Raw genomic sequence first — 22,356 nt, 5'->3', positions numbered from 1 at the left:
CGTCACACCGCCGGATTGAGCACCGTCCTGTCGGAGTCGCAGCAGTCTTCGGCGCGTACGACGACTGCGGTGATGTTGTCGCGTCCGCCGCCCTTCAGCGCGAGCTCGACGAGCGCATCCGCCGCCTGCGCGCAGTCGCCCGCGGCGAGCGCGCTGGCGATGTCGCGCTCGCTCGCGTAATTCGTCAGGCCGTCGCTGCACAGCAGGAAAATGTCGCCGTCGACGACCGGCAGCGTGCCTTCGTCGAGCTCGAGCGTGTCGAGCGCGCCGACCGCGCGCGTGATCAGGTTCTGCGCGGACGCGAGGGCTTCATTGTCGACGAGGCCTTGCGCACGCAGCTCCTCGGCGTGGCTGTGGTCGCGGCTCAGCGGCATCAGCCGGCCGGCGCGATAGAGGTAGATGCGGCTGTCGCCCGCCCACAGGTACGCACAGAACGCGCCGCAGCCGAGCATGACGACGACGGTGCTGCCGATGATCGGCACGTCACGCATCGCCGCTTCGGCGCGAAGCTGGCGATTGACGGCCTGCAGGCGCTGCCGCGCCGCGGCGACGAGCGTCGTCAGGTCCGCGCTCGGCGCGAGGCCGTCGATCGCCGAGACGATCATGCGACTCGCCAGGTCGCCCGCTTCGTGCCCGCCCATGCCGTCGGCGACGAGCCACAGGGCGCGCTCCGGCCGGTCGAGGAAAGCATCCTCGTTGACGTCGCGGACCAGGCCCACGTGGCAGCGGGCCGCTGAAGTCCAGCGGATCCGGTCGGCAGGAGTCACGAGGGGTTTGCCGTAGCGGCGGGTCGCCGGCTATTGGTGTCGCTCCGGTAGCGACTCGTCGGCCGGGCGGTTGTGGCCGCTACTCGAACAGCAGCGTCGGCGCGGCGCGGCGCGGCGCCTGTTCGGCTGCAGCGGGACGAAAAACCGTGCGCGGTGCCAAGCGCGGGCCCGCCGCACGTCCGCCGACGCGGGCGCCGCCGCTGATCGCCCGCATCGCCTCGCGGTCGAGCGCGGTGTTTTCCGGCAAGTCCCTGATAACTATCGTGGCCATGGTGTGTTCCTCGAAGTTCGTGGCTGGAATGACGACCGCCCGATGTCCCAGTATAGGTCACCGAAGCGAGCTGTCCGCAGCGGTAGCTCGCGCTGGCGCGGGAATGGCAAAGCCTGCGCCGTCACGGGCCGAACTGCGCGGGCCGTCACCGTCCCGCCTACCGCTTGAAGTTGACGGCGGTCTGCGTCGCGGCGACGTTGATGACCGCATTGGCAGCGGAATTGTCGATGTCGATCACCTGGATCTGATGGTTGATCTGATCCGCGACGAAGATGTTGTTGGTCTGGTAGAAGTTCGTCACGGCGCCGACGCGCGTCGACGCATGCCCGATATAAGGGCTTATCCATCCATACACCCACGGCGCACCTCCCCGGCCCTTGACGGAGGACATCGTCTTGCGGTCGAGGGTACGGTCCGTCCGCAGGTCCTTGACGGTGATGGCAGCCATTTGTACCTCCGGTGCAGCTTTTCTCGAATCCGGTGGAAGCCGTGTCGCGCCTCCACCGGGGTCGCGGTGTCAGGCGAAGCCGCGGAAGAGGTCATTGAAGAGGTTGCGGTTCTTGCTGTCGCTGTCGTTCAAGGCCACTTGGGTCGGCATCGAGTCGACCTGGATGATCACCGGGCCGCTGCCGGCAAAGTTCGCGCCGTTGGCGACCGCGACCGGCGCGAACATCGACTGGAAATTCTGCTGCTGAGTCGCATTCGCCTGATCGAAGAAGCCGCCGCGCATGGCGGACATCGACTTGCGATCGAGCGCTTTGTCGAGGGAAAGGTCCTTGATGGTGAGAGTCGAAGTCATGGTAGTTCTCCTGAAACGTCGGTTGGGCAAGCGGGTATTGATCCGGCGGAAGCTGGCGGAGGCGGTCGCCGCTTCCGCCAGGACCGTCGTGATTACCAGTAGTAGTACGGTTGGCCGATCTTGTTTTTGCCGTAGCTGTCGTTCGACGCGTGCTGCGTCGGCTCCGACGTGACCTGCATATTCACCGGGCCGCTGCCGCCGAAGTGGGCGAAGTTCGCGACTTCGACCGGCGCCGTCATCGTCTGGCCGTTCGCCTGCTGCGTTGCGTTGGCCTGATCGAAAAAGCCGCCGCGTACCGCGGACATCGCCTTGCGATCGAGCGCCTTGTCGAGGGACAGGTCCTTGATGGTCAGAGTCGAGTTCATGATGATTCTCCTGAATGTCTGCTGAGATATTGATGCGGCGAAAACCGGTGGCGGTAGCGAGGTCTTCGCCGGGCCGCCGGTATTACGCGGCGTAGGCGTAGTAGTGCGGATAACGGACCTTGTTCGTGTTGTCGGCGTCGTTCCACGCGTCTTGCGTCGGCGTGGACGTGACCTGGAAATTCACTGGGCCACTGCCCCGAAATTGGCGCCGTTGCCGACCGCAACCGGTGCGAACATTTCCTGGAAGTTCCCCTGCTGGGTCGCGTTCGCCTGGTTGCCGACACCGCCGCGAACCGACGACATGGCTTTGCGGTCGAGGGCTTTGTCGAGGGACAGGTCCTTGATGATCAGGTTGGATTTCATCGTCGTTCTCCTGAGAGCTCTGTTAAGGGTTGGATTTGCATCGAGCACTTTCGCGCGCTCAGCAGACCTATCGCAGAGATCGTGCCAGTTGTCTGGAGACAGCAGATGCTTTACGCAAGGCATTGAAAAAGAAAAGATATATCGTGAATCATCGAGATCCATGCGCTGCGGCGTCGCGCGTGGAAACGAGCGATGGTGGTTCCAGCCGAACAGGTCGACGCAATCCTGTTTGCTCGTTCGCAACAGCAGGCTTTCGCTGGCGCGGATGCGCGCGGGGCGCCGGGATCGAGCGCCGGTTTTCCGCAGCGCGGCGTCGCTTCGCGCCCGTTTTCGTCGGTGACTGAAGCGCAGCGCCGCGTCGTTTCGCCCGGTCGAAGTCGATCCAACGGCGACGCGGAGCGTTGCGCCGCTACGGCATTGCCCGCGATCGCGCTATTCTTTCGGCCGGTACTGCTGCGCAGCGGATACCGACCGATACGCCGAATTCCATTTCGACTCGATCCTGGACGCTCTCGCGGTTGTTTCCGCACGGGCGGAGGTTTCCGATGAAGGTTCCGATTTTTCTCGCTGCCCCGTTGGTTCTGCTGGCGCTGCTGACAGGCTGTTCCGATCCGCCGGTCGCCGACAAGCCGCCACGCGCGGTGCTCGTGCGCAGCGTCGCCGAGACGTCCGTGCCGACGATGAATGTGTATACGGGCGAAGTCCGCTCGCGCTTCGAAACGGATCTCGCATTCCGCATCGGCGGCAAGATCACCGAGCGGCGCGTCGATGTCGGCGCGCGGATCCGGCGGGGCGACGTGCTCGCACGGCTCGACCCGCAGGATGCCCGGCTCGCCGCGAACGCGGCCCGTGCACAGGTTGTCGCGGCCGAAGCGGACGTCGCGCTCGCGCGCAGCGAGTTCGAGCGCAGCAAGAGCCTGCGCGAGAGCAATTTCATCAGCGAGTCCGCGCTCGACAGCCGCCGCAGCGCCCTGCAGGCGGCGCAGGCGCGGTTGCGCCAGGCGCGCGCCGAAGCGGCGAGCGCCGGCAACCAGACGGAATACGCGACGCTTGTCGCGGACCACGACGGAGTCGTCATTGCGGCGCCTGCCGAGCCCGGCGAAGTCGTTTCCAGCGGTCAACCGGTGGTGCGCGTGGCGCGGCTCGACGAACGCGAAGTGCTGATCCACGTGCCCGAGAGCCGCGTCGGCGCGCTCGCGGTCGGCGCGAAAGCGATCGTGCGCCCGTGGTCCGATGCGGACCGCGAATTCGCGGGTGTCGTGCGCGAGATTGCCCCGTCGGCTGACGCCGCGACGCGCTCGTTCGCGGTGCGGGTCAGCGTCCCGCGCGCCGGCGAGGCGCTCGCGCTCGGAGCGACCGCGAGCGTCGCGTTCGCCTCCGCGGCAACGGCGCAGACGGTGCTGCCGTTGCCGGCGCTGACCCACGTCGACGGGCGCGATGTCGTCTGGATCGTCGACGACGCTTCGACGGTGCACCCGCTCGCAGTCGAGGCCGGAGAGTTCCGCGAGAACGGCGTCGTGATCCGTTCAGGCCTGCCGCCGGGCGCGCGCGTCGTCGTCGCCGGGGTGCATCGCCTGATCGAAGGCGAAACGGTGCGGCCGGTCGACGAAGCCGCTCCGGTCGCGGTGGATGTGAAGCGATGAGCGGCGGCGCCGGAGAGAGCGGCAGTCACGGCCGCTTCAACATCTCGGCATGGGGTTTGCGCCACCCGTCGCTGGTGCTGTACTTCATCGTCGTGCTGACGCTGATCGGGCTTTATTCCTACACCCGGCTCGGCCAGTCCGAAGACCCGCCGTTCACGTTCAAGGTGATGGTCGTGCGCACCGAGTGGCCCGGCGCGAGCGCGCGCGAGGTCGCCGAGCAGGTCACCGACGAGATCGAGAAGAAGCTGCAGGAGGTCGTGCAGGGGGATTACCTGCGCAGCTACTCGAAACCGGGCGAATCCCTAGTGTTCTTCGTCGCGAAGGACTCGACGCCCGCGGACGAGATTCCGGACGTGTGGTACCAGGTCCGCAAGAAGATCGGTGATATCCGCCCCTTGCTGCCACAGGGCGTGATCGGCCCGTTCTTCAACGACGAGTTCGGCGACACCTACGGCAATGTCTTCGCGCTCGTCGGCGACGGCCTCGACTACGCGGACCTCAAACGCTACGCCGAGGCGATCCGCAGCGAATTGCTGCGCGTGCCCGACGTCGCCAAAGTGAGCCTGTTCGGCGAGCAGCCCGAGCGCATTTTCATCGAGCTGTCGAACCCCAAGCTCGCGACGTTCGGCCTGTCGCTGCGCGACTTCGTCGACGCGCTCGCCGAGCAGAACGCGCTGACCGGCGCGGGCTTCTTCGAGACCGCCGATGAGCGCGTGTGGCTGCGGCCGTCGGGCGCGTTCGACGACGTCGAGGCGATCGCCGACACGGTCATCCGTGCCCAGGGCCGCGCGTTCCGGCTCGGCGACGTCGCCGACGTCAAGCGCGGCTTTGCCGACCCGCCGGCCGAGCGCATGCGCTTCATGGGCGAGGACGCGCTCGGGCTCGGCGTGTCGATGCGCGCGGGGGGCGACATCATCGCGCTCGGCCGCGGGCTCGACGCCGCGGTCGAGCGCATCGTCGCGCAGCTGCCGGTCGGCGTGCGCCTCGAACGCGTCGCCGACCAGCCGCGCACCGTCCAGCGCTCGGTCGGCGAGTTCGTCACCGTGCTCGCCGAGGCGGTCGTCATCGTCATGATCGTCAGCCTGCTGTCGCTCGGTTTTCGCACCGGCATCGTCGTGCTGATCATCATTCCGGTCGTGCTCGCGATCACGTTCCTGTTCATGAACCTCTTCGGCGTCGGCCTGCACAAGATCTCGCTCGGCGCGCTGATCCTCGCGCTCGGCCTCCTGGTCGATGACGCAATCATCGCCGTCGAGATGATGGCGACGAAAATGGAGGAAGGCTGGGAGCGCGCGAAGGCGGCGAGCTTCGCGTATTTTTCGACCGCGATGCCGATGCTGTCGGGCACGCTCGTGACGGCCGCCGGCTTCCTGCCGATCGCGACCGCGGCGTCGTCGACCGGCGAATACACGCGCTCGATCTTCCAGGTCACCGTCATCGCGTTGCTCGTGTCGTGGGTCGCGGCGGTGCTGTTCGTGCCCTACCTCGGCTTCCACCTGCTGCCGGACTTTCGCGCGCGGCGCACGCGGCCGTCGCGGCTCGCAGGCGTCGCCGGTCGGCTGTCGCCGCGGCTCGGGCGGTTTTTCGCGGCGCGCGCCGCGTACGGGCACGAGCTGCACGACGAGTACGCGATCTACCACACGCGCTTCTACACGCGCTTGCGCGCGCTCGTGAGCTGGTGCGTCCGGCATCGCTGGGTCGTCATCGCGCTGACCGTGCTGATTTTCGCCGGGTCGATCGTCGTTTTCGGGCGCTTCGTGCCGCAGCAGTTCTTCCCCGATTCGACGCGGCCCGAGCTGCTCGTCGACCTGCGGCTCGCCGAAGGCGTGTCGCACCACGCGACCGACGCGGCGGTGCGGCGCCTCGAAGCTTTCCTCGACGAGCAGGAAGGCATCGAGAACTACGTCGCGTGGGTCGGCGGCGGCAGCCCGCGCTTCTACCTGCCGCTCGACCAGTCGCTCGCGCAGACGAACTTCGCGCAGTTCGTCGTCCTCACCGAAAGCCCGGCCGCGCGCGAAGCGGTGCGCACGAAGCTGATCCGCCTTTTCGACGAAGGGCCGGCCGACGTGCTCGGCGTCGTCAACCGCCTCGAGAACGGCCCGCCCGTCGGCTTTCCGCTGCAATACCGCGTCAGCGGCCAGGACTTCGACCAGATGCGCCGCATCGCGCACGAAGTCGCGGCGGCGCTGCGCGCGCACCCGGCGCTGTCGAACGTGCACCTCGACTGGGAGGAGCCGTCGAAGCAGGTGCGGCTGAAGATCGACCAGGACAAGGCGCGCCTGCTCGGGTTGAGCACGCGCGACATCGCGAACCTGCTCAACACGTCGCTGCAGGGTCTCGCGGTGACGCAGTTCCGCGACGGCACCGAGACGATCGAAGTCGTGCTGCGCGGGGCCGAGTCCGAGCGCGTGCATCTGGGGCTCCTGCCGGACCTCGCGATCCCGACCGCGAGCGGGACCAGCGTGTCGCTCGCGCAGGTCGCGACCGCCGAATACGGCTTCGAGCAGGGCGTGATCTGGCGGCGCGACCGGCTGCCGACCGTTACCGTGCGCGCGAACCTGTACGGCACGGCGCAGCCGGCGAGCGTCGTCGCCGACCTCGCGCCGCGCATCGGCGCGTTGCGCGACACACTGCCGCTCGGCTACCGCATCGCAGTCGGCGGCTCGGCCGAGGAGAGCGCGAAAGGCGGCAGTTCGGTCGCCGCCGGCATGCCGCTGTTCCTCGTCGTCGTGCTGACCGTGCTGATGCTGCAGCTGCGCAGCTTCTCGCTGGTGTTCATGGTGCTGCTGACCGCGCCGCTCGGCCTGATCGGCGTCACCGCGTTCCTGCTGCTGTTCGGCCAGCCGTTCGGCTTCGTCGCGATGCTCGGCACGATCGCGCTGGCGGGGATGATCATGAGGAACTCGGTGATCCTCATCGACCAGATCCGCCAGGACCGCGAAGCCGGGCGCAGCGCGTGGGACGCGATCGTCGAATCGGCGGTGCGCCGCTTCCGGCCGATCATGCTGACTGCCGCCACGGCGATCCTCGCGATGATCCCGCTGTCGGACAGCGCGTTCTTCGGCCCGATGGCGGTCGCGATCATGGGAGGACTCACGGTCGCGACGGTGTTGACGATGCTGTTCCTGCCGGCGCTGTACGCGGCCTGGTACCGCGTGAAACCGCCCGAGGACGAGCGCGCCGCACGCCCCGCGGCGAACGCCGCGGTGTCGCAAGTGCGTTAGAATGCGAAGGTTTTTCTCATCCGGTCGCGCACTCTATTAGCGTGTGCTAATATTTGCACAGGAAGCCCAAAATGAATTTCGAACAAGCCCGCTTCAACATGGTCGAGCAGCAGATCCGCCCCTGGGATGTGCTGGATCAGGACGTGCTCGATCTGCTGATGGCGGTCAGGCGCGAGGAGTTCGCTCCCGCCGCCTACAAGACGCTCGCTTTTGCCGACATCGAAATCCCGATCGGCTGCGGCCAGGCGATGCTGAAACCCGTCATCGAAGGCAAGATCCTGCAGGCGCTGCAGGTCAAGCGCTCCGACACAGTGCTCGAAGTCGGCGCCGGTTCCGGCTACTTTGCCGCGCTGCTCGCCGCGTGCTCGGACTGGGTGCGCACGATCGACATCGAGCCCGAACTCGTCAAGCTCGCCGCGGAAAACCTTGCCCGCTACGGCGTCGAGAACGTCATCGTCGAAGACGGCGACGCGGCCGCGGGGTGGAGCTGCCGCGCCCCGTACGACGTCATCGTCATGTCCGGCGGCCTGCCGATGCTGCCGCCCGCGCTGCTCGCCCAGCTCAAGGTCGGCGGGCGCCTGTTCGCGTTCGTCGGCGAAGCGCCGGTGATGAAAGCGCGGCTCGTGACCTGTGTCGGCGAAGGGGCGTACGAAAGCGAGGACATTTTCGAGACCGTCGTGCCGATGCTGAAGAACGCGCAGCGCCCCGACGAATTCAGGTTCTGAGCAGCGGCGGCTTCCGCCTGCCGGATCGCGGGCGCATGCCACCGCTGCGAGAGTAAGCGAAACTCCACTTTGGAGGATGTGACGATGCGCCAGATGACCGCTCCCGAACTCGCCGACCGGCTCAATGATGCGTCGCGCGAAAAGCCCGTGCTGCTCGACGTGCGCGAACCGTGGGAATTCGAAACCTGCCACATCGAAGGTTCGCAGCCGATGCCGATGGCGACGGTGCCGGCCCACCTCGGCGAGCTCGACGGCGGCGCCGAGACGGTCGTCATCTGCCACCACGGTGCGCGCAGCGCCCAGGTCGGGATGTTCCTCGAGCGCCAGGGCTTTCGCAACGTCATCAATCTGGCGGGCGGCGTCGCAGCCTGGGCGGCGCAGGTCGACCCGGCCATGGCCCGGTACTGAAGCGGAGGGGGAAGCCGATGAAGCGCGCGCTGGCAATCTGGGTGGCGAGCCTGATCCCGGCAGCGGCGTGGTCCGCCGATCTGCTCGAAGTGTATCGCGACGCGCTGGCGAACGACGCACGCTATGCGGCCGCTCGCGCGCAGTTCGATGCCGGCCAGGAACGGGTCGTACAGGGCCGCGCCGGGTTGCTGCCGGTGGTCGGCGCGTCGGCCGACACGACGTGGAACGACGTCGATAGCAGCCAGTTCGGCGAGCGGCGCTACAACAGCAACGCGTACGGCGTGCAGCTGACGCAGCCGCTGTTTCGCTGGCAGAACTGGGTGCAGTACAAGCAGGGCGAACTGCAGACCGCGCTCGCCGGCGTGCAGTTCGGCGAAGCGCGCCAGGACCTGATCCTGCGCGTGTCGCAGGCCTATTTCGATGTCCTCACTGCCCAGGAAGTGCTGGTCGCGCAGACGCAGCTGCGCACCGCCGCCGCCGAACAGCTCGAGCTCGCGAAAGCGAGCTTCGAAGTCGGCACGGTGACGATCACCGACGTGCACGAGGCGCAGTCGCGCTTCGATCTCGCCGTCGCGCAGGAAATCGCCGCGCGCAACGATCTGGACGTGCGCCGCCACGCGCTCGCGCAGATCATCGGCAAGGACCCGGAGCCGCTGGCGGGGTTGCGCGGCGGCGTGACGCTGGCGCGGCCGCAGCCGGACAGCATCGTCGCCTGGGCGAGCGCTGCGGAGCAGGGGGCTTATGGCGTGCAGGCCCAGCAGGTGTCGCGCGAGATCGCGGCGCGCGAGGTCGAGCTCGCGCGCGCCGGCCATTACCCGACTGTCGATGTCGTCGCGACTTACGGCCACCAGAGCGGCGTCAGCACCAGCAGCAGTTTCGCCGGTTTGGGTGGGCGGACGGAAAGCGATGCGCAGACGGTCGGCCTGCAGTTCAATTTGCCGCTGTTCGCGGGCGGCGCGGTTTCGTCGCGTACGCGTGAAGCGGCGGCATTGCGGGTCCGCGCCGACGCCGATCTCGAAGAGGCCCGCCGCAACGCCGCGCTCGCCGCGCGCCAGGCTTATCTCGGCGTGACCAGCGGCATGGCGCAGGTGCGCGCGCTCGAAGCCGCGCAGGTGTCGTCGACGTCGGCGCTCGAGGCGAACCGCCTCGGCTATGAAGTCGGCGTACGCATCAACATCGACGTGCTGAACGCGCAAAGCCAGCTCGCCGACACCTTGCGCCAGCTCGCCCGCGCCCGCTACGACACGCTGCTCGCGCAGCTGCGGCTGAAGGCGGCGGCGGGGACGCTCGGCGAAGAGGACGTCCAGGTGATCAACGCGCTGCTCGCCGAGAGCGCGATGAACCTTCCGCCCGCGCAGCTCGGGCCGGCCTCGCGTTATTAACCCGGCAATCAAATACCGTTCGGGCTGAGCCCTTCGACAAGCCTGTCTGAGCTTGCCGAAGGGCTCAGGGCGAACGGTTCTATTTGATTGCCGCCGTAATAGTCCTGGCCGTCATTGCCGCCGCGGCGTGTCCGAAGCCTTGCCGGCGTCAACGAACTCCTCGATGATCGCCATCGTTCGTTCGGTCGCGCCGCGGTGCGCCGCAGCGAAACTTCGTCCCGCGGCGCCGAGCGTGTGGCGCCGGGACGGATCGCGAAGCAGCGCGACTGCTGCCGCCATTCCCGCGCGGGGATCGTCCGCGCGCAGCGCGGCGCCTGCTTCGACCGCCTGCTCCGCGACCAGCGCGAAGTTGAACGTATGCGGGCCGAGGATCACAGGGGTGCCGACGGCGCACGCCTCGATCAGGTTCTGCCCGCCGAATGCCAGCCAGCTGCCGCCGAGCAGCGCGACATCGGCTGCCGCGTAATACGCGAACATCTCCCCCATCGAATCGCCGAGCCAGACGCGCGTGTCCCGCGCGACCGGCGCGTCGTCGGAGCGCCGCTGCAGGCCGAGGCCGCGCGCCCGTACAAGCGCTGCGACTTCGTCGAAACGCTGCGGATGGCGCGGCACGAGCGCGAGCAGCGCGTCGCCCGGGGCGCACGCCGCGAACGCGTCGAGCATCAGGGCTTCTTCGCCTTCGCGCGTGCTCGCGGCGAGGATCACCGGGCGATCGCCGAAACGTGCACGGAAAGCGTCGCCGAGCTGCAGCTGGGATTCGGGCGGCGCGATGTCGAACTTGATGTTGCCGGTCACATCGACCCGCCCGCCGCCGAGCGCCGCAAGCCGCCGCGCATCCGCGTCGGTCTGCGCCGCGATCGCGTTCAGGGCGCCGAGCGTGAGCCCGGTCAGCGCCGGCCAGCGCGCGTAGCGCGATGCGGAGCGCTGCGACAGGCGCGCGTTCGCGAGCAGCACCGGCACCTGCCGCTTCCGGCACGCCGCGAGCAGGTTCGGCCACAACTCCGTTTCCATGATCAGCCCGACCTGCGGCCGGAAGCGGTGCAGGAAGCGCGCCGACAGAAAGCCGAGGTCGTACGGCAGATAAACGCGCAGCACGCGCGGATCGTCCCCGAACAGCGCCTGGGAAGTCGCCCGGCCGGTCGGCGTCATGTGCGTCAGCACGACGCTGCGATCCGGCCAGCGCGCGAGCAGCGCGCGCACCAGCGGCTCGGCGGCGCGCGTCTCGCCGACCGACACCGCGTGCACCCAGAACACCGGCGCGGGCGCCGCAACGCGATACCGCCCGAAACGTTCGCCGACGTGCCGAAGATATTCCGGCTGCCGCCGCGCGCGCCACAGCAGACGCAGCAGCACGACCGGCAGCGCGAGAATCCAGAGCAGCGTGTAGGGCAGGCGGGCGATCATCAAAAAGTTGGAGAGGGTCCGAACCGGTGCGGCAAGTATAGCGGCGTGCGGCGCGAGCCCGCTTTCGTAACCGGAGGTTGCGCAGGCAGCATTACAACCGGGTATGAGATAATCCGCCGCTCGACGTGAACAGGACGGGCCTGACCATGAAAGTTCTCATCACCGGCGCCGCCGGCTTCATCGGTATGCATGTCTGCCAAGTGCTGCTCGCGCGCGGGGACGAGGTCGTCGGCCTGGATAATCTCAATGATTATTACGACCCGCGCCTGAAGGAAGACCGTCTCGCGCGCCTCACGCCGCACCCGCGTTTCCGTTTCGTCAGGCTCGATGTCGCCGACCGCGACGGCATCGAGCGCCTGTTCGCCGCGGAACGGTTCGAGCGCGTCGTCCACCTCGCCGCGCAGGCGGGCGTGCGCTATTCGCTACAGAACCCGCACGCGTACGTCGACAGCAACGTCGTCGGCTTCATGAACGTCCTCGAAGGCTGCCGCCACGGCGGCGTGCGGCACCTCGTGTATGCGAGCAGCTCGAGCGTCTACGGCGGCAACACGAAAATGCCGTTCTCCGAGCACGACAGCGTAGACCACCCGGTCAGCATCTACGCCGCGACCAAGAAAGCCAACGAGCTGATGGCGCACACCTACAGCCACCTCTATGGCCTGCCGACCACCGGGCTGCGCTTTTTCACCGTCTACGGGCCGTGGGGCCGCCCCGACATGGCGCTGTTCCTGTTCACACGGGCGATCCTCGAAGGCCGCCCGATCGACGTCTTCAACCACGGCCGGATGATGCGCGACTTCACCTACATCGACGACATCGTCGAAGGCGTCGTGCGCACGCTCGACCGCGTCGCTGAGCCCGATGCCGGTTTCGACGCGCTGCAGCCGGACCCGGCGCGCAGCGACGCACCGTACCGCGTGTTCAACATCGGCAACCACGATCCGGTCGAGCTGATGGCGTTCATCGAAGCGATCGAGGACGCGATCGGTCGCAAGGCGGAGAAGAACTTCCTGCCGTTGCAGGACGGCGACGTGCCGGCGACGTATGCCGATACCGCGGAGCTGAATGCGTGGACGGGGTTCAAGCCGGGGACGAGCGTGCGGGACGGAGTGGGGCGGTTTGTCGAGTGGTACCGCGGCTACTACGCGGCCTGAGCCGGTCGCTTAAATGCTCCGATCGCGGATGCTGCTGTCTGCGACAGGCGAGCTAGAAGCTCCGGTAGCAGGGATACATGCCTGGATGTATTCACAGATGCCTGACCGGAAGAGCAAGAGGTTCATATCATTCCAATCAATGTGTTTGCCGTTGTCGTTACCTATCATCCGGACCGAGAAAAACTCCTGCGCCTGCTCGACAGCCTGACGCCGCAAGTCGCCCGCGTCGTCGTCATCGACAACGGCTCGTCGCCCGAGACGCTCAACTGGATTGCTGGCTATCGATCGACGACTCCGCTCGAACTGATTGCCCTGCGCGAGAACCGCGGGATCGCAGCAGCACAAAATGCAGGTATCGCCCATCTCAGAAGCTTGCATGCCGAGTACGTCATCTTGTTCGATCACGACAGCGTCCCCGCACCGGACATGGTGCGGAGGCTGTGGGAGGCGGCAGAAGCCAAGTGCGCTGAAGGCGTCGCCGTGGCAGCAATGGGGCCCCGCTATCTCGACGAGCGGCAGGACAATCCGCCGCCGTTCATACGCGTCGAGGGGATTCGGGTAGAGCGGCAGTCTTGTGCCGCTCCCGACTCCGTCGTCGAAGTCAGTTACCTGATCGCATCCGGCTGTCTGATCCCGATGCGCGTACTCGACGTCGTCGGCGACATGAAAGAGGACCTTTTCATCGATTACGTGGATATCGAATGGGGGCTTCGGGCGCGGCAGAAGGGTTTTCGGTCCTTCGGTGTGTGCGGGGCCACGATGGGCCACGACCTCGGGGACCAGCCGATCCGGTTTCTGAACCGGAAAATTCCGCTCCATAGTCCACTGCGGCACTATTATCATTTTCGCAATGCCATATGGCTATACGGGCAGAGTGAACTGCCGCTGCACTGGAAGATCGCGGACGGCTGGCGCCTGCTGCTCAAATACGGTTTCTACACTTTGTTCGCACGGCCGCGGCAAAGGCATTGGTGGATGATGACGAAAGGCGTTTGTCACGGGCTTGCCGGCCGAATGGGCAAGTACAGTTGATGCGGCTTGGGCAACGACGCCGCAACATTATGTCCGTCAGTTCCAGGTAGACGTCCAACGCGAACGGGATGACGGCTTCGCGTCGGGCAGTGGCGTCAAACGGCATCAGCGGTTGCGGTGGCAGCTGCGGCAGGTGGTTTTCGCACTTCAACATCAAAACAAAGTTGTGTCTTTTTGTTTTTGCGACGGCGACCACGCTCTGATCCTGGCTGCAGTCGCGAGCTTCCGCCCGGGCTACGACCATCGGAGCGAAGACAATGGCAATTGCAAGACCACGCCCCCTGTCCTACCATGACGTTGTCGAACTACCCTCAAAGGAGCGAAGACAATGGCAATTTCGAAGAGCGCTTTCCTCAGCAATCACGATGCGCTGCGTTACCTGGCGAGCTACGACGATCTCATCCTCGCGTTCGGCGCGAATGTCGACGCCGCGCGGGACCATTACTTCAACCACGGCATAGCCGAGGGTAGAACGATCACCTTCGACGGGCTGAAGTACATCGCCAGCTACGGTGACCTGAGCGCGGCGTTCGGCACGAATGCCGAGGCGGGCGTCGCGCACTACGTGAATTACGGCTATGCGGAAGGACGCACGGCGACTTTCGACGACCTGGCAGGCCTGGCATACATCGCCAGCTACCCCGATCTGATCGCTGCCTTCGGCGCCGATGCGGGTGCGGGTATACGCCATTACTTCGACTACGGCCGTGCCGAAGGGCGGAGCATCACCTTCGACCCCGAGTTCTACCTCGCCAAGTACGACGACCTTCGCGGCGCCTTCGGCGACAACCTCGAGGCGGCCACGCTCCACTACATCCAAATGGGTTTTGCCGAACAGCGCGTGACGAGCAAAGCCGGCAACGACGTGCTCGTCGGCTCGGCGCTGGCCAATCACCTGAACGGCGGCCCCGGCGACGATGTCCTGCGCGGCGACTGGGGGAACGATCTGCTGACCGGCGGGCCCGGCGCCGACCGCTTCGAATTCACGACCCCCCCGCAGGCCGCACTCAACCTCGACTACATCACCGATTTCAACGTCGCTGACGACACGCTGGTGCTCGACAACGCCGTGTTCGTCGCCCTCGGGGGCACCGGCCCAGTCTCGTCCGGCATGCTGCATGTTGGGCCAGGCGCGACGACGGCCTTGGACGCGAACGATCACCTCATTTACGACTCCGCGAGCGGCGCGCTGTATTACGACGTCGACGGTTCGGGAGACAGTAGCGCGGTCCAGTTCGCAGCGCTCGCCCCCGGGCTTGCGCTGACAGCCGGTGACTTCTGGGTGAGCTGAACCGGACCGGAAGCCGACCGAAGCCCTCTAGTACAAAGGCCACCGAATGTGTCTCATCAGGTGGCCTTTGTGCCTTCAGGGTGACCTGGGATGCGGTGCTCATTGTGGCGCATCAAGCCGGTTTCGTGCTCCTGAGCTTCCCCCCAATCTCATCGGTCCACGCCGGTGGGGTTGGGCGCTTTGTCGTTGGTGCCGATCGGCAAATTTGCAGATCGGGGCGAGCGAAAAATCGCCCCTTGGCGGATTTAAGCCCCAGCGGTTCAGAGTCCGGGCCAGCGCAGTGTCCGGGTAATTCGCAAATTTGCGGATTCGCAACCTCATGCCACCGCTACCGCCGCCTGCTACCGCTGCCTTGAATTAGTGCTGCACTAAAACTAGAATATCGTGCGGAACCACCAAGGAGCCTCCTCATGGCCATCACTGCACCCTCCCCCACGGTCAAGATCGTCGGCACTAACGGCCAGATTTCGCTGGGCAAGCAATACGCTGGCCGTCAGGTGCTGGTGGAAGAACGCGAGCCCGGCGTCTGGATCGTGCGCACTGCAACCGTCATCCCGGACAACGAGCGCTGGCTCCACGAACCCAAGGCGGCAGCCGATCTGCAAGCGGCCATGGCCTGGTCCGTCGCCCATGCCGCATCGGATACCGATACCGAAGACACGTTGAAGCGCCTTGAACATGGCGAGCAGTGAGACCAAGGTCAGGCTCGACTTGAACAACCCGGTGTTTCAGGACAACCTGCTCACGCTGCAGAAACCCGAGCGCCACCCGGCCTTGGATACCCTCAACAAAATCCGCCAGCTGACCTGGAACCAGCTGTACCGCGACCAGGGCCTCAAGTGGGAGAAGATCACCAGCGTCAGGCCCCCAGCTGGAATCGACGCCATCTATTCCTTGCGGATCACACAGGCTCGACGGGCGACTGCTTACCGGGATGGGGATTTCATCCGTCTGCTGACCATCGCGCCTGATCACGATGCCACCTACGGCAAGAAGTGAGCGTACCGCTCATCCGTTACCACCCCACCCACAGTACATTCATCCCCGCCGTCGCGGCGTAAGACTAGAGGAGACGCATGCCAACGTCCAAAGTGGGTGTCCTTGTCGGCGACACCAGTTTCAACTCAAGGCTGCGAGGGCTGCCTCGGGAGCTCTGTCCAGCACTTTGAGCAGGGACTTGGCGGCGCCGGTGGGGCTGCGCTTGCCTTGCTCCCAATTGCGGATAGTCTCCAGGGGGACGTTGATCCGTTCGGAGAAGTCCGCTTGGCTCAGCCCCAGGCGCTTACGAACACGGCGAACGAACCTGGCAACATCCTGCATGGCCTCGGCTTCATCCGCGGCGGCTTGCCTGGCGAGCTCGTCCTCGGTGACGGCATCCACGCGAGCGGGGTCGATGCGACCGGTGAGCCACGAGGCGGGGACGGCAGGATCAATTGTCACGCGTACTGTTTTCATAGTGCCTGACCTCTCGTCGGTTCGCTTTGCGTGCCGAGATGATGCGAATGGCGTCGTGCCTGGGCGTGTACACCACCACGAGCAGCCGCTGTTCGATCTTGCCCATCAACTGATAGCGATCTTCACCATAGGTGGACCGGGTACCGGCCTGGATCGTGCGATCCGGGTCGAAGAAGGCTCTGGCTGCGTAGGCGAAATCGAACCCGCGTTCCTGAAAAACACGCTTCACTCTTAGCTTCATCCCATTCGAAATTCATGGGGAAATGTAGTTCAATGGCCGACGCTTCGCAAGCAGGAGAGTGTCAAGGAAACAAAGCAAGGAAACAAAGTGGGTGTCCCTTTGTTTTTCGGACGTCGTGGCATGGGGACTCCAGCAGTAGGGGAAGCTGACGAAGTCTAGTAGGAAACCGTGGTCTGTCCCCTATCTATTCGCATCCTCTCTTCGCCTGCCCCGGGTCAAGCCGCCCTCAACTCCTGCTCCGCCTTCTCGATCAGTTCCGAGGAGACGCCGAGCCGCTTAAGCGTTTCAATCAGGCGTGCCTCGTGCGTGGCCGCGAACTGCGCCTCGTCACGCCGCAGCCCTTCGCTGATGTAGGACTTCAGTAGGGTCTGATAGCCGGCAAAGCCGCGCTGGGGAGCAATGGCCTTCATCGACTCCACTACGTCCGCGGGGATGCGTAGCGTGATCGAGGTCATCGGCCGGTCTTTGGTGAGGCGATTCTTGAGGCGCTCACTCAGCATAGCGGTTCTCCTCGTCAAGTGTCGCGCGGCGCGCGGAAATGATGCGGATACAGGTGTCCTCGATTTCGATGTGCACCACGAACAGCAGGCGTCCGGATGCATCCAGGCCGATGGCGGCTTCGCGCGACTCGTCGTTCCGCCCTGCATCGACCAGGACGAAGAGCGGATCGGCAAAGACGGAGACCGCCTCTTCGAACCGAACCCCATGCTTTTGCAGATTCCTCCTGGCTTTGTCCTCGTCCCATACGAAGAGCTCGCCGTTCAGCTCGAACTGGACATCCATGCGCAAAGTCTAGCCAACGTATTGTCGTTGTCAATACAACTGACCGATTAAGGCGATTGATGTCGCCGGTCAGCCCCTTGGCGCGCTCTACGACCCAGCGCCGCCGGCGCTCGAACGAGCACCCGCTGTATTGGTCCTGTCGCACAGGAAGCGGAGGATGGCCCGGGCGTTTCGTTCCGGTCAGCGCCGAGCGAGCGCCACGGGCCGGACAGAATCGGTAAACAAAGTGGGTGTCCCTTTGTTTCTCCTTTTTACATAGGCTCAGGTGTCTTGCGCGGTCTTCCGGATTTTCCAGGTGTCACGCGCCGTCCCAAAGCGGTAGCCATCTCGTCGGCAAAACGCTTGCTCCCCAGCGCATAGTTACCATTGACCGCCACCCGAATCTGATCGACCAAGCCCGGCTCGAGCTCAAAGCGGAACAACTCCCGATAGGCGGCCTGACGGCATGCCGCATCCTGGCCCAAGCCGAGGTACACCTCGTGCGGCGCAACCAGGGGATTCTCTTCGCCTTGTGCATTGGCGCGATAACTCGACCAGCGATATTCGGCCGGATGCGCCACCATCCCGGCACGCACCGGATTGAGCTCGATATAGCGCTGACACGCCAGCAGGTAATCCTCAGCCTGCGTCAGACAAGAGCGATACCGCCCCTCCCAGAGGGTGCCGCTGCGCCGGTACGCTCGATTGAAATACTGCACATAGCGTTGCCCCAGCGCCTTCATCAACTCACCCGGCGCCGCGGCGCGGCTGGAACTCACCAGCAAATGCACATGGTTGGTCATCAACACATAGGCATGGACGCGACAGCCCGTCTTGTCTGCATATTGCTCCAGCCAATCGAGATAAAAAAGGTAGTCCTCGTCAGCGACAAAGCAAAGCTGGCGATTGTTGCCGCGCTGGATCAGGTGCAGCGGCACATCAGGCAAAGACAGCCGCGGACGTCGTGGCATGGGGACTCCAGCAGTAGGGGAAACTGACGAAGTCCAGCAGGAAACCGTGGTCTGTCCCCTGTTGTTGTTCTGCTCGAAGAAAACAGGGGTTTTTCGAGGTGCCCTGTTTTTTATCATGAAAAAACCCTGCCCCTCGTGAGAAGGACAGGGTTTCAATCACCTCAAGCACCTACCCGAGGGCAGGTGCTTGTCTCCGGGGAGATTAGGCAGTGAACACGCTCCAGTCATCAGCAAAGTCAACCAGACCGACAACTTTGACAGCCAGATCGCCTGCTTCCAGAGCGGCGGTGCCTTGGTTCGAGAACAGGTAGGTGTTGCCTTCGAACTGGAAGAACACAGCGTCACCACCTCCAAGGGTGGCATCAGCAGCAGCAGCTTCAACAAATGCCAGATCCAAGGTCGTCGCATTAGCACTCAGAGTGACCTTGGTCGCTTCACCCGTGACCAGCCCATCCAGGGCAACGCCAGCAAAATTCAGCACGTCAGTGGTCGACTTGAAGTCGTTGGTTTCCTTCACAGCATCAAAGCCAGTGATGGTGTCCATCTTGTCGTAGGTCGAAGCGATAATGAGGGCATCAGTACCGGCACCAACCTTGATGGATTCAGTAACAGTCGCATCGCTGATGAAGGTCAAACCGCCCGTCACGTTGCCAGCAGTGGCGCCATAGGCCAGAGTGCCACCAAGGCCCGAAGCATCGATAGTAGCCAGCTTGGCGCCGCCAATAACTGTTGCACTACCGTTGCCGGACAGAGTCAGGCTGGTCAGTGCCGCGTTTTCGCCGCCGATAACGTCCACGAGTGCGCTGCTTAGGGTGTCTGCAGTCGGATTGGTATCAGAGTTGGCACCGTTGGTCAGCGTGATACCGAGGGACTGAACGTCGCCAGTTACGATCGAAAAAACGTTACCCGCAGTACCCGCCTTGACTGCCAAGGCAGCCGAAGCCGCGAAGGCGTCGATGATGCCAGTGCCAGTTTGGGTGATGCTCAAGTTGCCGCCATAAGCGTCGGTCAGCGTATCAGCGTCAGCAGCACTGTCAGCCTTATAACCGGTCGAGAAGGCCTGCAGGTTAAAGGCCGTTTCCAGAGCAGCAGCAGAGGCTTCCGTCACGGAGTCAGTCGCATTGCCGGCAAAAGCAAAGGTACCGAACTCAGCCAGTTTGGATGCATCAACCACAGCTGCGGTTGCGCCAGTGAATTCGATCTTTTCGACGTTGCTGACGGCATTGCCGTACAGCACGTAGTCTTCGGCAACCAAGGTCTTACCGGCCAGTTCAATTGCGTCAGAGCCTGCGCCGCCGTCGATACGGGTGGCAGTGTTCAGACCATTGGTCAGGGTGACGACATCGTCGCCATCGCCGGCATTCACGGTGGTGGTACCAGTGCCAGTGGTTTGAACATCGATTGCATCGTTGCCTGCACCGGTTTCAACCAGAGCATTGACAACAGCGCCAACGACGTTGCTGGTTACGGTTCGGATCACTACGTCATCATTGCCGGCACCGGTCTTGATGGTGGCAACTTCGGTATCCGCACTGGTGTAGGTGATGTCTCCGGTGCTGGCCGAGGCGTCAATGCTGGTCAGATTCTTGGTGGAAGCGAGAGCGTTTTCGATGGTCAGCGCAGTCTTGACAGCGGTATTGACAGTCGCAGATTCGACGTCTTCAGCCAAGGTGACGTTCAAGGCGAGCGATGCAGCCGGAGCGCCTGCGACGGTGGTGGTCTGAGCAATCGTGCCAGTAACGGCCACACTGTTCAGGGCGGCACCATCGACAGCCAAGGTTGCCACGTTAGTAACTGCAACACCTTTGGCAGCGTTCAGGGCGACGGCTGCGGAGGTGGCGGCATCGGCTGCGGTCACGCTCAGTGCGGTCGCGGTCAAATCCGTGAAGCTAGCAGTGGTGCCTGTAGCCAGCTCAGTTACAGCAGCGGCAAAGCCAATCTGGTTGATGGTAGTAGCATCAACGAAATTGGACGCGTCAATAGCCACACCGGCGTTGGCATTGTTGTAGTTGATGGTTTCAACATTCTTGACGGTAACGTTAGCGGGGAAAGCGCCATCGTTAAAACCCGTTTTGGTGAAGATGTTCAGCGTATCGTTACCAGCACCGCCATCGATGGAATCGAAAGCAGTCAGAGTGGTCGCATCCGTGCCGTCCGCCTTGACGGTCAGGGCATTGATGGTGTCGTTACCTGCGGTACCAACGATGTTATCCGCACCCGTAGTCAGCGTAAAAGTCTCACCCGTCACAATCCCCGGCGACACACGTCCTTCCGCTTCACCGAACTTGACAAAGTGGGCGATCGCGCCGTTCGTCAGACTGCCGCCGAACTGGTCGAGGTTGTCTTCGACATAGGTCTTGACGTCGGGGTTGGCGGCGAGGTAGGCCTCGCCGTCGAAATTCAGATAGGTGGTGCTCTGCGCACGGCCTTCATCGAGACCGTAGCGCACGAAGTGGTAGATCAGATCGGCGGCATCGAATCCCTGGCCCTTCAGGTCGGCGTACTGGTTGGCGTAGAACGTCGGATCGAAATCAGCGTTGGGCTTGTCGCCGCGGGCCGCGCCGATTTGCACGAAGTGCTCGATCGGGGTCAGCGTGCCCGAGTAGGCGCCCATGTAAGTGGCACCATAGTAGAAAGCGTCGAAGGCGACGTAGGTGCCGACCTTGCTCGCGGGCAGGGCGGACAGAGCGGCTTGCAGTTGAGCACCGGTAGAGAAGTACATCTGAGACCTCACGGTTGAAAAAAGCGGTTCACGACGGGACGGTGACGAACGTCGGCAGAGCTGCTTTGGAACGCACCTGGAATACGTAACGGATTGTATGTCGAGACCCGCGCTCCGGCCAGTACGCAGAAGGCGTAAGCCCGTGACATTGCCGCGGCAGCGTGGCGCGACACGGCACGGCTGGAAACAGTCTTAAAAATCAGAGGTGTGGAAACTTTTCCTGGATTTCAGATGAACTTCTAATCCTTTCGGATTAATCCCTTCCGTCCACCCGCGAACCGAGGTAGCGCCCGCGCAGCGCGAGGAAGGGTTTTTCGATCAGCAGATAGGTCACCGCCGACAGCGCCAGCACCAACGGCAGGACGAGCAGCAGGCCGGTGAAAAAGGCATTGGCGCCGACGCCGAGGCCGGAATCGAGCAGGGGCAGGCGGGCGTTGTAGGCGGCGATGACGAGGTTGTGCAGCACGTAGGTGGAAAAACTCACCGCGCCGAGCGCCGCGAGGGAAGCATCGATGCGCCGGCGCAACGCCGCCGGGCCAGGCCAGCGCGCCCGCAGGTAAGCCCACACGACGGCGGCCCACAGCGCCGCCTCGACTGCCGGCCACAGGATCCAGAACGGGCTGTTCAGCTCGGAGAAGCCCACTTTGCGGCTGAAAGCGTGCAGGCCCGCGACCAGCGCGGCGGCGGCCAGCGCCAGCCACGCGGGGTTCAGGCCGGACGCCGGCGGCGCACGGCGCTGCCAAGCAAGGCCGACGAGCATGCCGACGAGAAACTGGTCGAGCCGGCCGAAGATGGTTTCATAGGCGAGGAAGCGCACGCTGCCGCTGGCGGCGAACACCAGCGCGCGCACCAGCACCAGCAGCAGCAGCAGGCCGAACAGGTAGCGCACGCCGATACGGCGCGAGAAGGCGAGCAGGAAAGGGAAGATCAGGTAGAACTGGAATTCCACCCAGATCGTCCACAGCTGCGCGAAATACGGCGACAGCGGCACCGTCTCGGAGCGGAAAGGGATCAGCCAGCCGATGAGCTGGTGGAAGCCGTAGTTGTAGTGGTTGTTGTAAGTGCTGATCAGCAGCTGGAGGAAGACCGCGAACGTGAACAGCGGGTAGATGCGCAGGATGCGGTTGCGCAGAAAGCCGCCGTAGCGGATGTCGCGGTCGCCGGCGATGACGGTGAAGATGAAGCCGCTGATGACCATGAACAGGGCGATGCCGGTGTGCCCTTCGTCGATCAGCGACACCAGCGGATTGCGCGCCCGCAGGTCGCCCACGTGGCTGTGGAAGAAGTGGAACAGCACCACCAGCGCAGCGGCGAAGAAGCGCAGGTGGTCGAGACGGCTCAGGTAGCCGTGTTGCGAGGATTGCACGGGCGGGCACG

The 22,356-nt window shown here is 64.4% G+C and carries 24 protein-coding genes; 10 read left to right on the top strand and 14 right to left on the bottom strand.

Annotated elements, in window-relative coordinates; translation table 11 throughout:
* Positions 1–2 precede the first annotated feature (2 nt).
* From PA01_05390 to PA01_18580, 6 genes are all read right to left on the bottom strand, one after another.
* The gene (locus PA01_05390) at positions 3–767 is read right to left on the bottom strand and encodes a protein phosphatase 2C domain-containing protein (GenBank protein ID KON81121.1); all 765 of its coding nucleotides are present in this window, start codon (positions 765–767) and stop codon (positions 3–5) included.
* 79 nt (positions 768–846) lie between these two features.
* Positions 847–1,038, bottom strand: a complete 192-nt coding sequence (locus PA01_18585; GenBank protein ID KAI5913039.1) for a hypothetical protein — start codon at positions 1,036–1,038, stop codon at positions 847–849.
* Positions 1,039–1,195: 157 nt separating this feature from the next.
* Positions 1,196–1,486: a hypothetical protein gene (locus PA01_05385; protein ID KON81120.1), complete on the bottom strand. Its 291-nt coding sequence runs from the start codon at positions 1,484–1,486 to the stop codon at positions 1,196–1,198.
* Between the two features lie 69 nt (positions 1,487–1,555).
* Positions 1,556–1,837, bottom strand: coding sequence for a hypothetical protein (locus PA01_05380; GenBank protein ID KON81119.1), 282 nt, complete (start codon positions 1,835–1,837; stop codon positions 1,556–1,558).
* Positions 1,838–1,929: 92 nt separating this feature from the next.
* Positions 1,930–2,202, bottom strand: coding sequence for a hypothetical protein (locus PA01_05375; GenBank protein KON81118.1), 273 nt, complete (start codon positions 2,200–2,202; stop codon positions 1,930–1,932).
* Between the two features lie 180 nt (positions 2,203–2,382).
* Positions 2,383–2,808, bottom strand: a complete 426-nt coding sequence (locus PA01_18580) for a hypothetical protein (protein ID KON81117.2) — start codon at positions 2,806–2,808, stop codon at positions 2,383–2,385.
* A 302-nt stretch (positions 2,809–3,110) separates the two neighbouring features.
* On the opposite strand from PA01_18580, the gene PA01_05365 reads away from it, so the two are divergent.
* From PA01_05365 to PA01_05345, 5 genes are all read left to right on the top strand, one after another.
* Positions 3,111–4,208, top strand: a complete 1,098-nt coding sequence (locus PA01_05365) for an efflux RND transporter periplasmic adaptor subunit (protein ID KON81116.1) — start codon at positions 3,111–3,113, stop codon at positions 4,206–4,208.
* Entirely contained in the window at positions 4,205–7,432 is a 3,228-nt protein-coding gene (locus PA01_05360) for an efflux RND transporter permease subunit (protein KON81115.1), read from the top strand. The genes PA01_05365 and PA01_05360 overlap by 4 nt, the downstream gene beginning before the upstream one ends.
* A gap of 71 nt (positions 7,433–7,503) precedes the next feature.
* Entirely contained in the window at positions 7,504–8,157 is a 654-nt protein-coding gene (locus tag PA01_05355; protein ID KON81114.1) for a protein-L-isoaspartate O-methyltransferase, read from the top strand.
* Positions 8,158–8,241: 84 nt separating this feature from the next.
* Positions 8,242–8,565: a rhodanese-like domain-containing protein gene (locus PA01_05350; GenBank protein ID KON81113.1), complete on the top strand. Its 324-nt coding sequence runs from the start codon at positions 8,242–8,244 to the stop codon at positions 8,563–8,565.
* A 17-nt stretch (positions 8,566–8,582) separates the two neighbouring features.
* On the top strand, positions 8,583–9,947 hold the full coding sequence (locus tag PA01_05345; GenBank protein KON81112.1) for a TolC family outer membrane protein: 1,365 nt from the start codon (positions 8,583–8,585) through the stop codon (positions 9,945–9,947).
* 111 nt (positions 9,948–10,058) lie between these two features.
* Here PA01_05345 and waaA read toward each other — a convergent pair whose 3' ends face one another.
* A complete protein-coding gene (gene waaA, locus PA01_05340) occupies positions 10,059–11,351 on the bottom strand; it encodes a lipid IV(A) 3-deoxy-D-manno-octulosonic acid transferase (protein ID KON81111.1) in 1,293 nt (430 codons plus the stop codon).
* A gap of 146 nt (positions 11,352–11,497) precedes the next feature.
* On the opposite strand from waaA, the gene PA01_05335 reads away from it, so the two are divergent.
* The 5 genes from PA01_05335 (at position 11,498) to PA01_05315 (ending at position 15,827) form a co-directional block, all read left to right on the top strand.
* Positions 11,498–12,505 (top strand): NAD-dependent epimerase, encoded by a 1,008-nt coding sequence (locus PA01_05335; protein KON81110.1) that lies wholly within the window; start codon positions 11,498–11,500, stop codon positions 12,503–12,505.
* 141 nt (positions 12,506–12,646) lie between these two features.
* A complete protein-coding gene (locus PA01_05330) occupies positions 12,647–13,537 on the top strand; it encodes a glycosyltransferase family 2 protein (GenBank protein KON81109.2) in 891 nt (296 codons plus the stop codon).
* A 328-nt stretch (positions 13,538–13,865) separates the two neighbouring features.
* The gene (locus PA01_18575) at positions 13,866–14,828 is read left to right on the top strand and encodes a hypothetical protein (GenBank protein KAI5913038.1); all 963 of its coding nucleotides are present in this window, start codon (positions 13,866–13,868) and stop codon (positions 14,826–14,828) included.
* A gap of 410 nt (positions 14,829–15,238) precedes the next feature.
* Positions 15,239–15,520, top strand: a complete 282-nt coding sequence (locus PA01_05320) for a hypothetical protein (GenBank protein ID KON81108.1) — start codon at positions 15,239–15,241, stop codon at positions 15,518–15,520.
* Entirely contained in the window at positions 15,507–15,827 is a 321-nt protein-coding gene (locus PA01_05315; GenBank protein ID KON81107.1) for a hypothetical protein, read from the top strand. Before PA01_05320 ends, PA01_05315 begins: the two co-directional genes overlap by 14 nt.
* Before the next feature lie 120 nt (positions 15,828–15,947).
* Here PA01_05315 and PA01_05310 read toward each other — a convergent pair whose 3' ends face one another.
* From PA01_05310 to PA01_05280, 7 genes are all read right to left on the bottom strand, one after another.
* Positions 15,948–16,283, bottom strand: coding sequence for a helix-turn-helix domain-containing protein (locus tag PA01_05310; GenBank protein KON81106.1), 336 nt, complete (start codon positions 16,281–16,283; stop codon positions 15,948–15,950).
* Positions 16,258–16,512 carry a BrnT family toxin gene (locus PA01_05305; GenBank protein KAI5913037.1) on the bottom strand — a complete coding sequence of 85 codons (255 nt, stop codon included), beginning with the start codon at positions 16,510–16,512 and terminating at the stop codon, positions 16,258–16,260. The genes PA01_05310 and PA01_05305 overlap by 26 nt, the downstream gene beginning before the upstream one ends.
* Before the next feature lie 227 nt (positions 16,513–16,739).
* Entirely contained in the window at positions 16,740–17,024 is a 285-nt protein-coding gene (locus PA01_05300; protein ID KON81105.1) for a BrnA antitoxin family protein, read from the bottom strand.
* Positions 17,014–17,307 (bottom strand): BrnT family toxin, encoded by a 294-nt coding sequence (locus PA01_05295; protein KON81104.1) that lies wholly within the window; start codon positions 17,305–17,307, stop codon positions 17,014–17,016. The genes PA01_05300 and PA01_05295 overlap by 11 nt, the downstream gene beginning before the upstream one ends.
* A 251-nt stretch (positions 17,308–17,558) precedes the next feature.
* A complete protein-coding gene (locus tag PA01_05290; protein ID KON81103.1) occupies positions 17,559–18,257 on the bottom strand; it encodes a transposase in 699 nt (232 codons plus the stop codon).
* 202 nt (positions 18,258–18,459) lie between these two features.
* Entirely contained in the window at positions 18,460–20,979 is a 2,520-nt protein-coding gene (locus PA01_05285) for a hypothetical protein (protein KON81102.1), read from the bottom strand.
* 253 nt (positions 20,980–21,232) lie between these two features.
* Positions 21,233–22,345 carry an acyltransferase gene (locus PA01_05280; protein ID KON81101.1) on the bottom strand — a complete coding sequence of 371 codons (1,113 nt, stop codon included), beginning with the start codon at positions 22,343–22,345 and terminating at the stop codon, positions 21,233–21,235.
* Between the last annotated feature and the right edge of the window lie 11 nt (positions 22,346–22,356).

Source organism: Azoarcus sp. PA01 (genome assembly GCA_001274695.2).
Lineage (GTDB): Bacteria > Pseudomonadota > Gammaproteobacteria > Burkholderiales > Rhodocyclaceae > Aromatoleum.
The sequence above is the reverse complement of the archived record's forward strand: the minus strand, read 5'-3'. Positions and strand labels throughout refer to the sequence as shown.

Bases quoted from the DNA above. Each gene is read 5' to 3' on its own strand.
- PA01_05290 (KON81103.1), bottom strand. From the start codon at position 18,257: ATGCCACGACGTCCGCGGCTGTCTTTGCCTGATGTGCCGCTGCACCTG.
- PA01_18585 (KAI5913039.1), bottom strand. From the start codon at position 1,038: ATGGCCACGATAGTTATCAGGGACTTGCCGGAAAACACCGCGCTCGAC.
- PA01_05300 (KON81105.1), bottom strand. From the start codon at position 17,024: ATGCTGAGTGAGCGCCTCAAGAATCGCCTCACCAAAGACCGGCCGATG.
- PA01_05375 (KON81118.1), bottom strand. From the start codon at position 2,202: ATGAACTCGACTCTGACCATCAAGGACCTGTCCCTCGACAAGGCGCTC.
- PA01_05355 (KON81114.1), top strand. From the start codon at position 7,504: ATGAATTTCGAACAAGCCCGCTTCAACATGGTCGAGCAGCAGATCCGC.
- PA01_05310 (KON81106.1), bottom strand. From the start codon at position 16,283: ATGAAAACAGTACGCGTGACAATTGATCCTGCCGTCCCCGCCTCGTGG.
- PA01_05345 (KON81112.1), top strand. From the start codon at position 8,583: ATGAAGCGCGCGCTGGCAATCTGGGTGGCGAGCCTGATCCCGGCAGCG.
- PA01_05335 (KON81110.1), top strand. From the start codon at position 11,498: ATGAAAGTTCTCATCACCGGCGCCGCCGGCTTCATCGGTATGCATGTC.
- PA01_05285 (KON81102.1), bottom strand. From the start codon at position 20,979: ATGTACTTCTCTACCGGTGCTCAACTGCAAGCCGCTCTGTCCGCCCTG.
- PA01_18575 (KAI5913038.1), top strand. From the start codon at position 13,866: ATGGCAATTTCGAAGAGCGCTTTCCTCAGCAATCACGATGCGCTGCGT.
- PA01_05315 (KON81107.1), top strand. From the start codon at position 15,507: ATGGCGAGCAGTGAGACCAAGGTCAGGCTCGACTTGAACAACCCGGTG.
- PA01_05385 (KON81120.1), bottom strand. From the start codon at position 1,486: ATGGCTGCCATCACCGTCAAGGACCTGCGGACGGACCGTACCCTCGAC.
- PA01_05380 (KON81119.1), bottom strand. From the start codon at position 1,837: ATGACTTCGACTCTCACCATCAAGGACCTTTCCCTCGACAAAGCGCTC.
- PA01_05320 (KON81108.1), top strand. From the start codon at position 15,239: ATGGCCATCACTGCACCCTCCCCCACGGTCAAGATCGTCGGCACTAAC.
- PA01_05360 (KON81115.1), top strand. From the start codon at position 4,205: ATGAGCGGCGGCGCCGGAGAGAGCGGCAGTCACGGCCGCTTCAACATC.
- PA01_05365 (KON81116.1), top strand. From the start codon at position 3,111: ATGAAGGTTCCGATTTTTCTCGCTGCCCCGTTGGTTCTGCTGGCGCTG.
- waaA (KON81111.1), bottom strand. From the start codon at position 11,351: ATGATCGCCCGCCTGCCCTACACGCTGCTCTGGATTCTCGCGCTGCCG.
- PA01_05350 (KON81113.1), top strand. From the start codon at position 8,242: ATGCGCCAGATGACCGCTCCCGAACTCGCCGACCGGCTCAATGATGCG.
- PA01_05295 (KON81104.1), bottom strand. From the start codon at position 17,307: ATGGATGTCCAGTTCGAGCTGAACGGCGAGCTCTTCGTATGGGACGAG.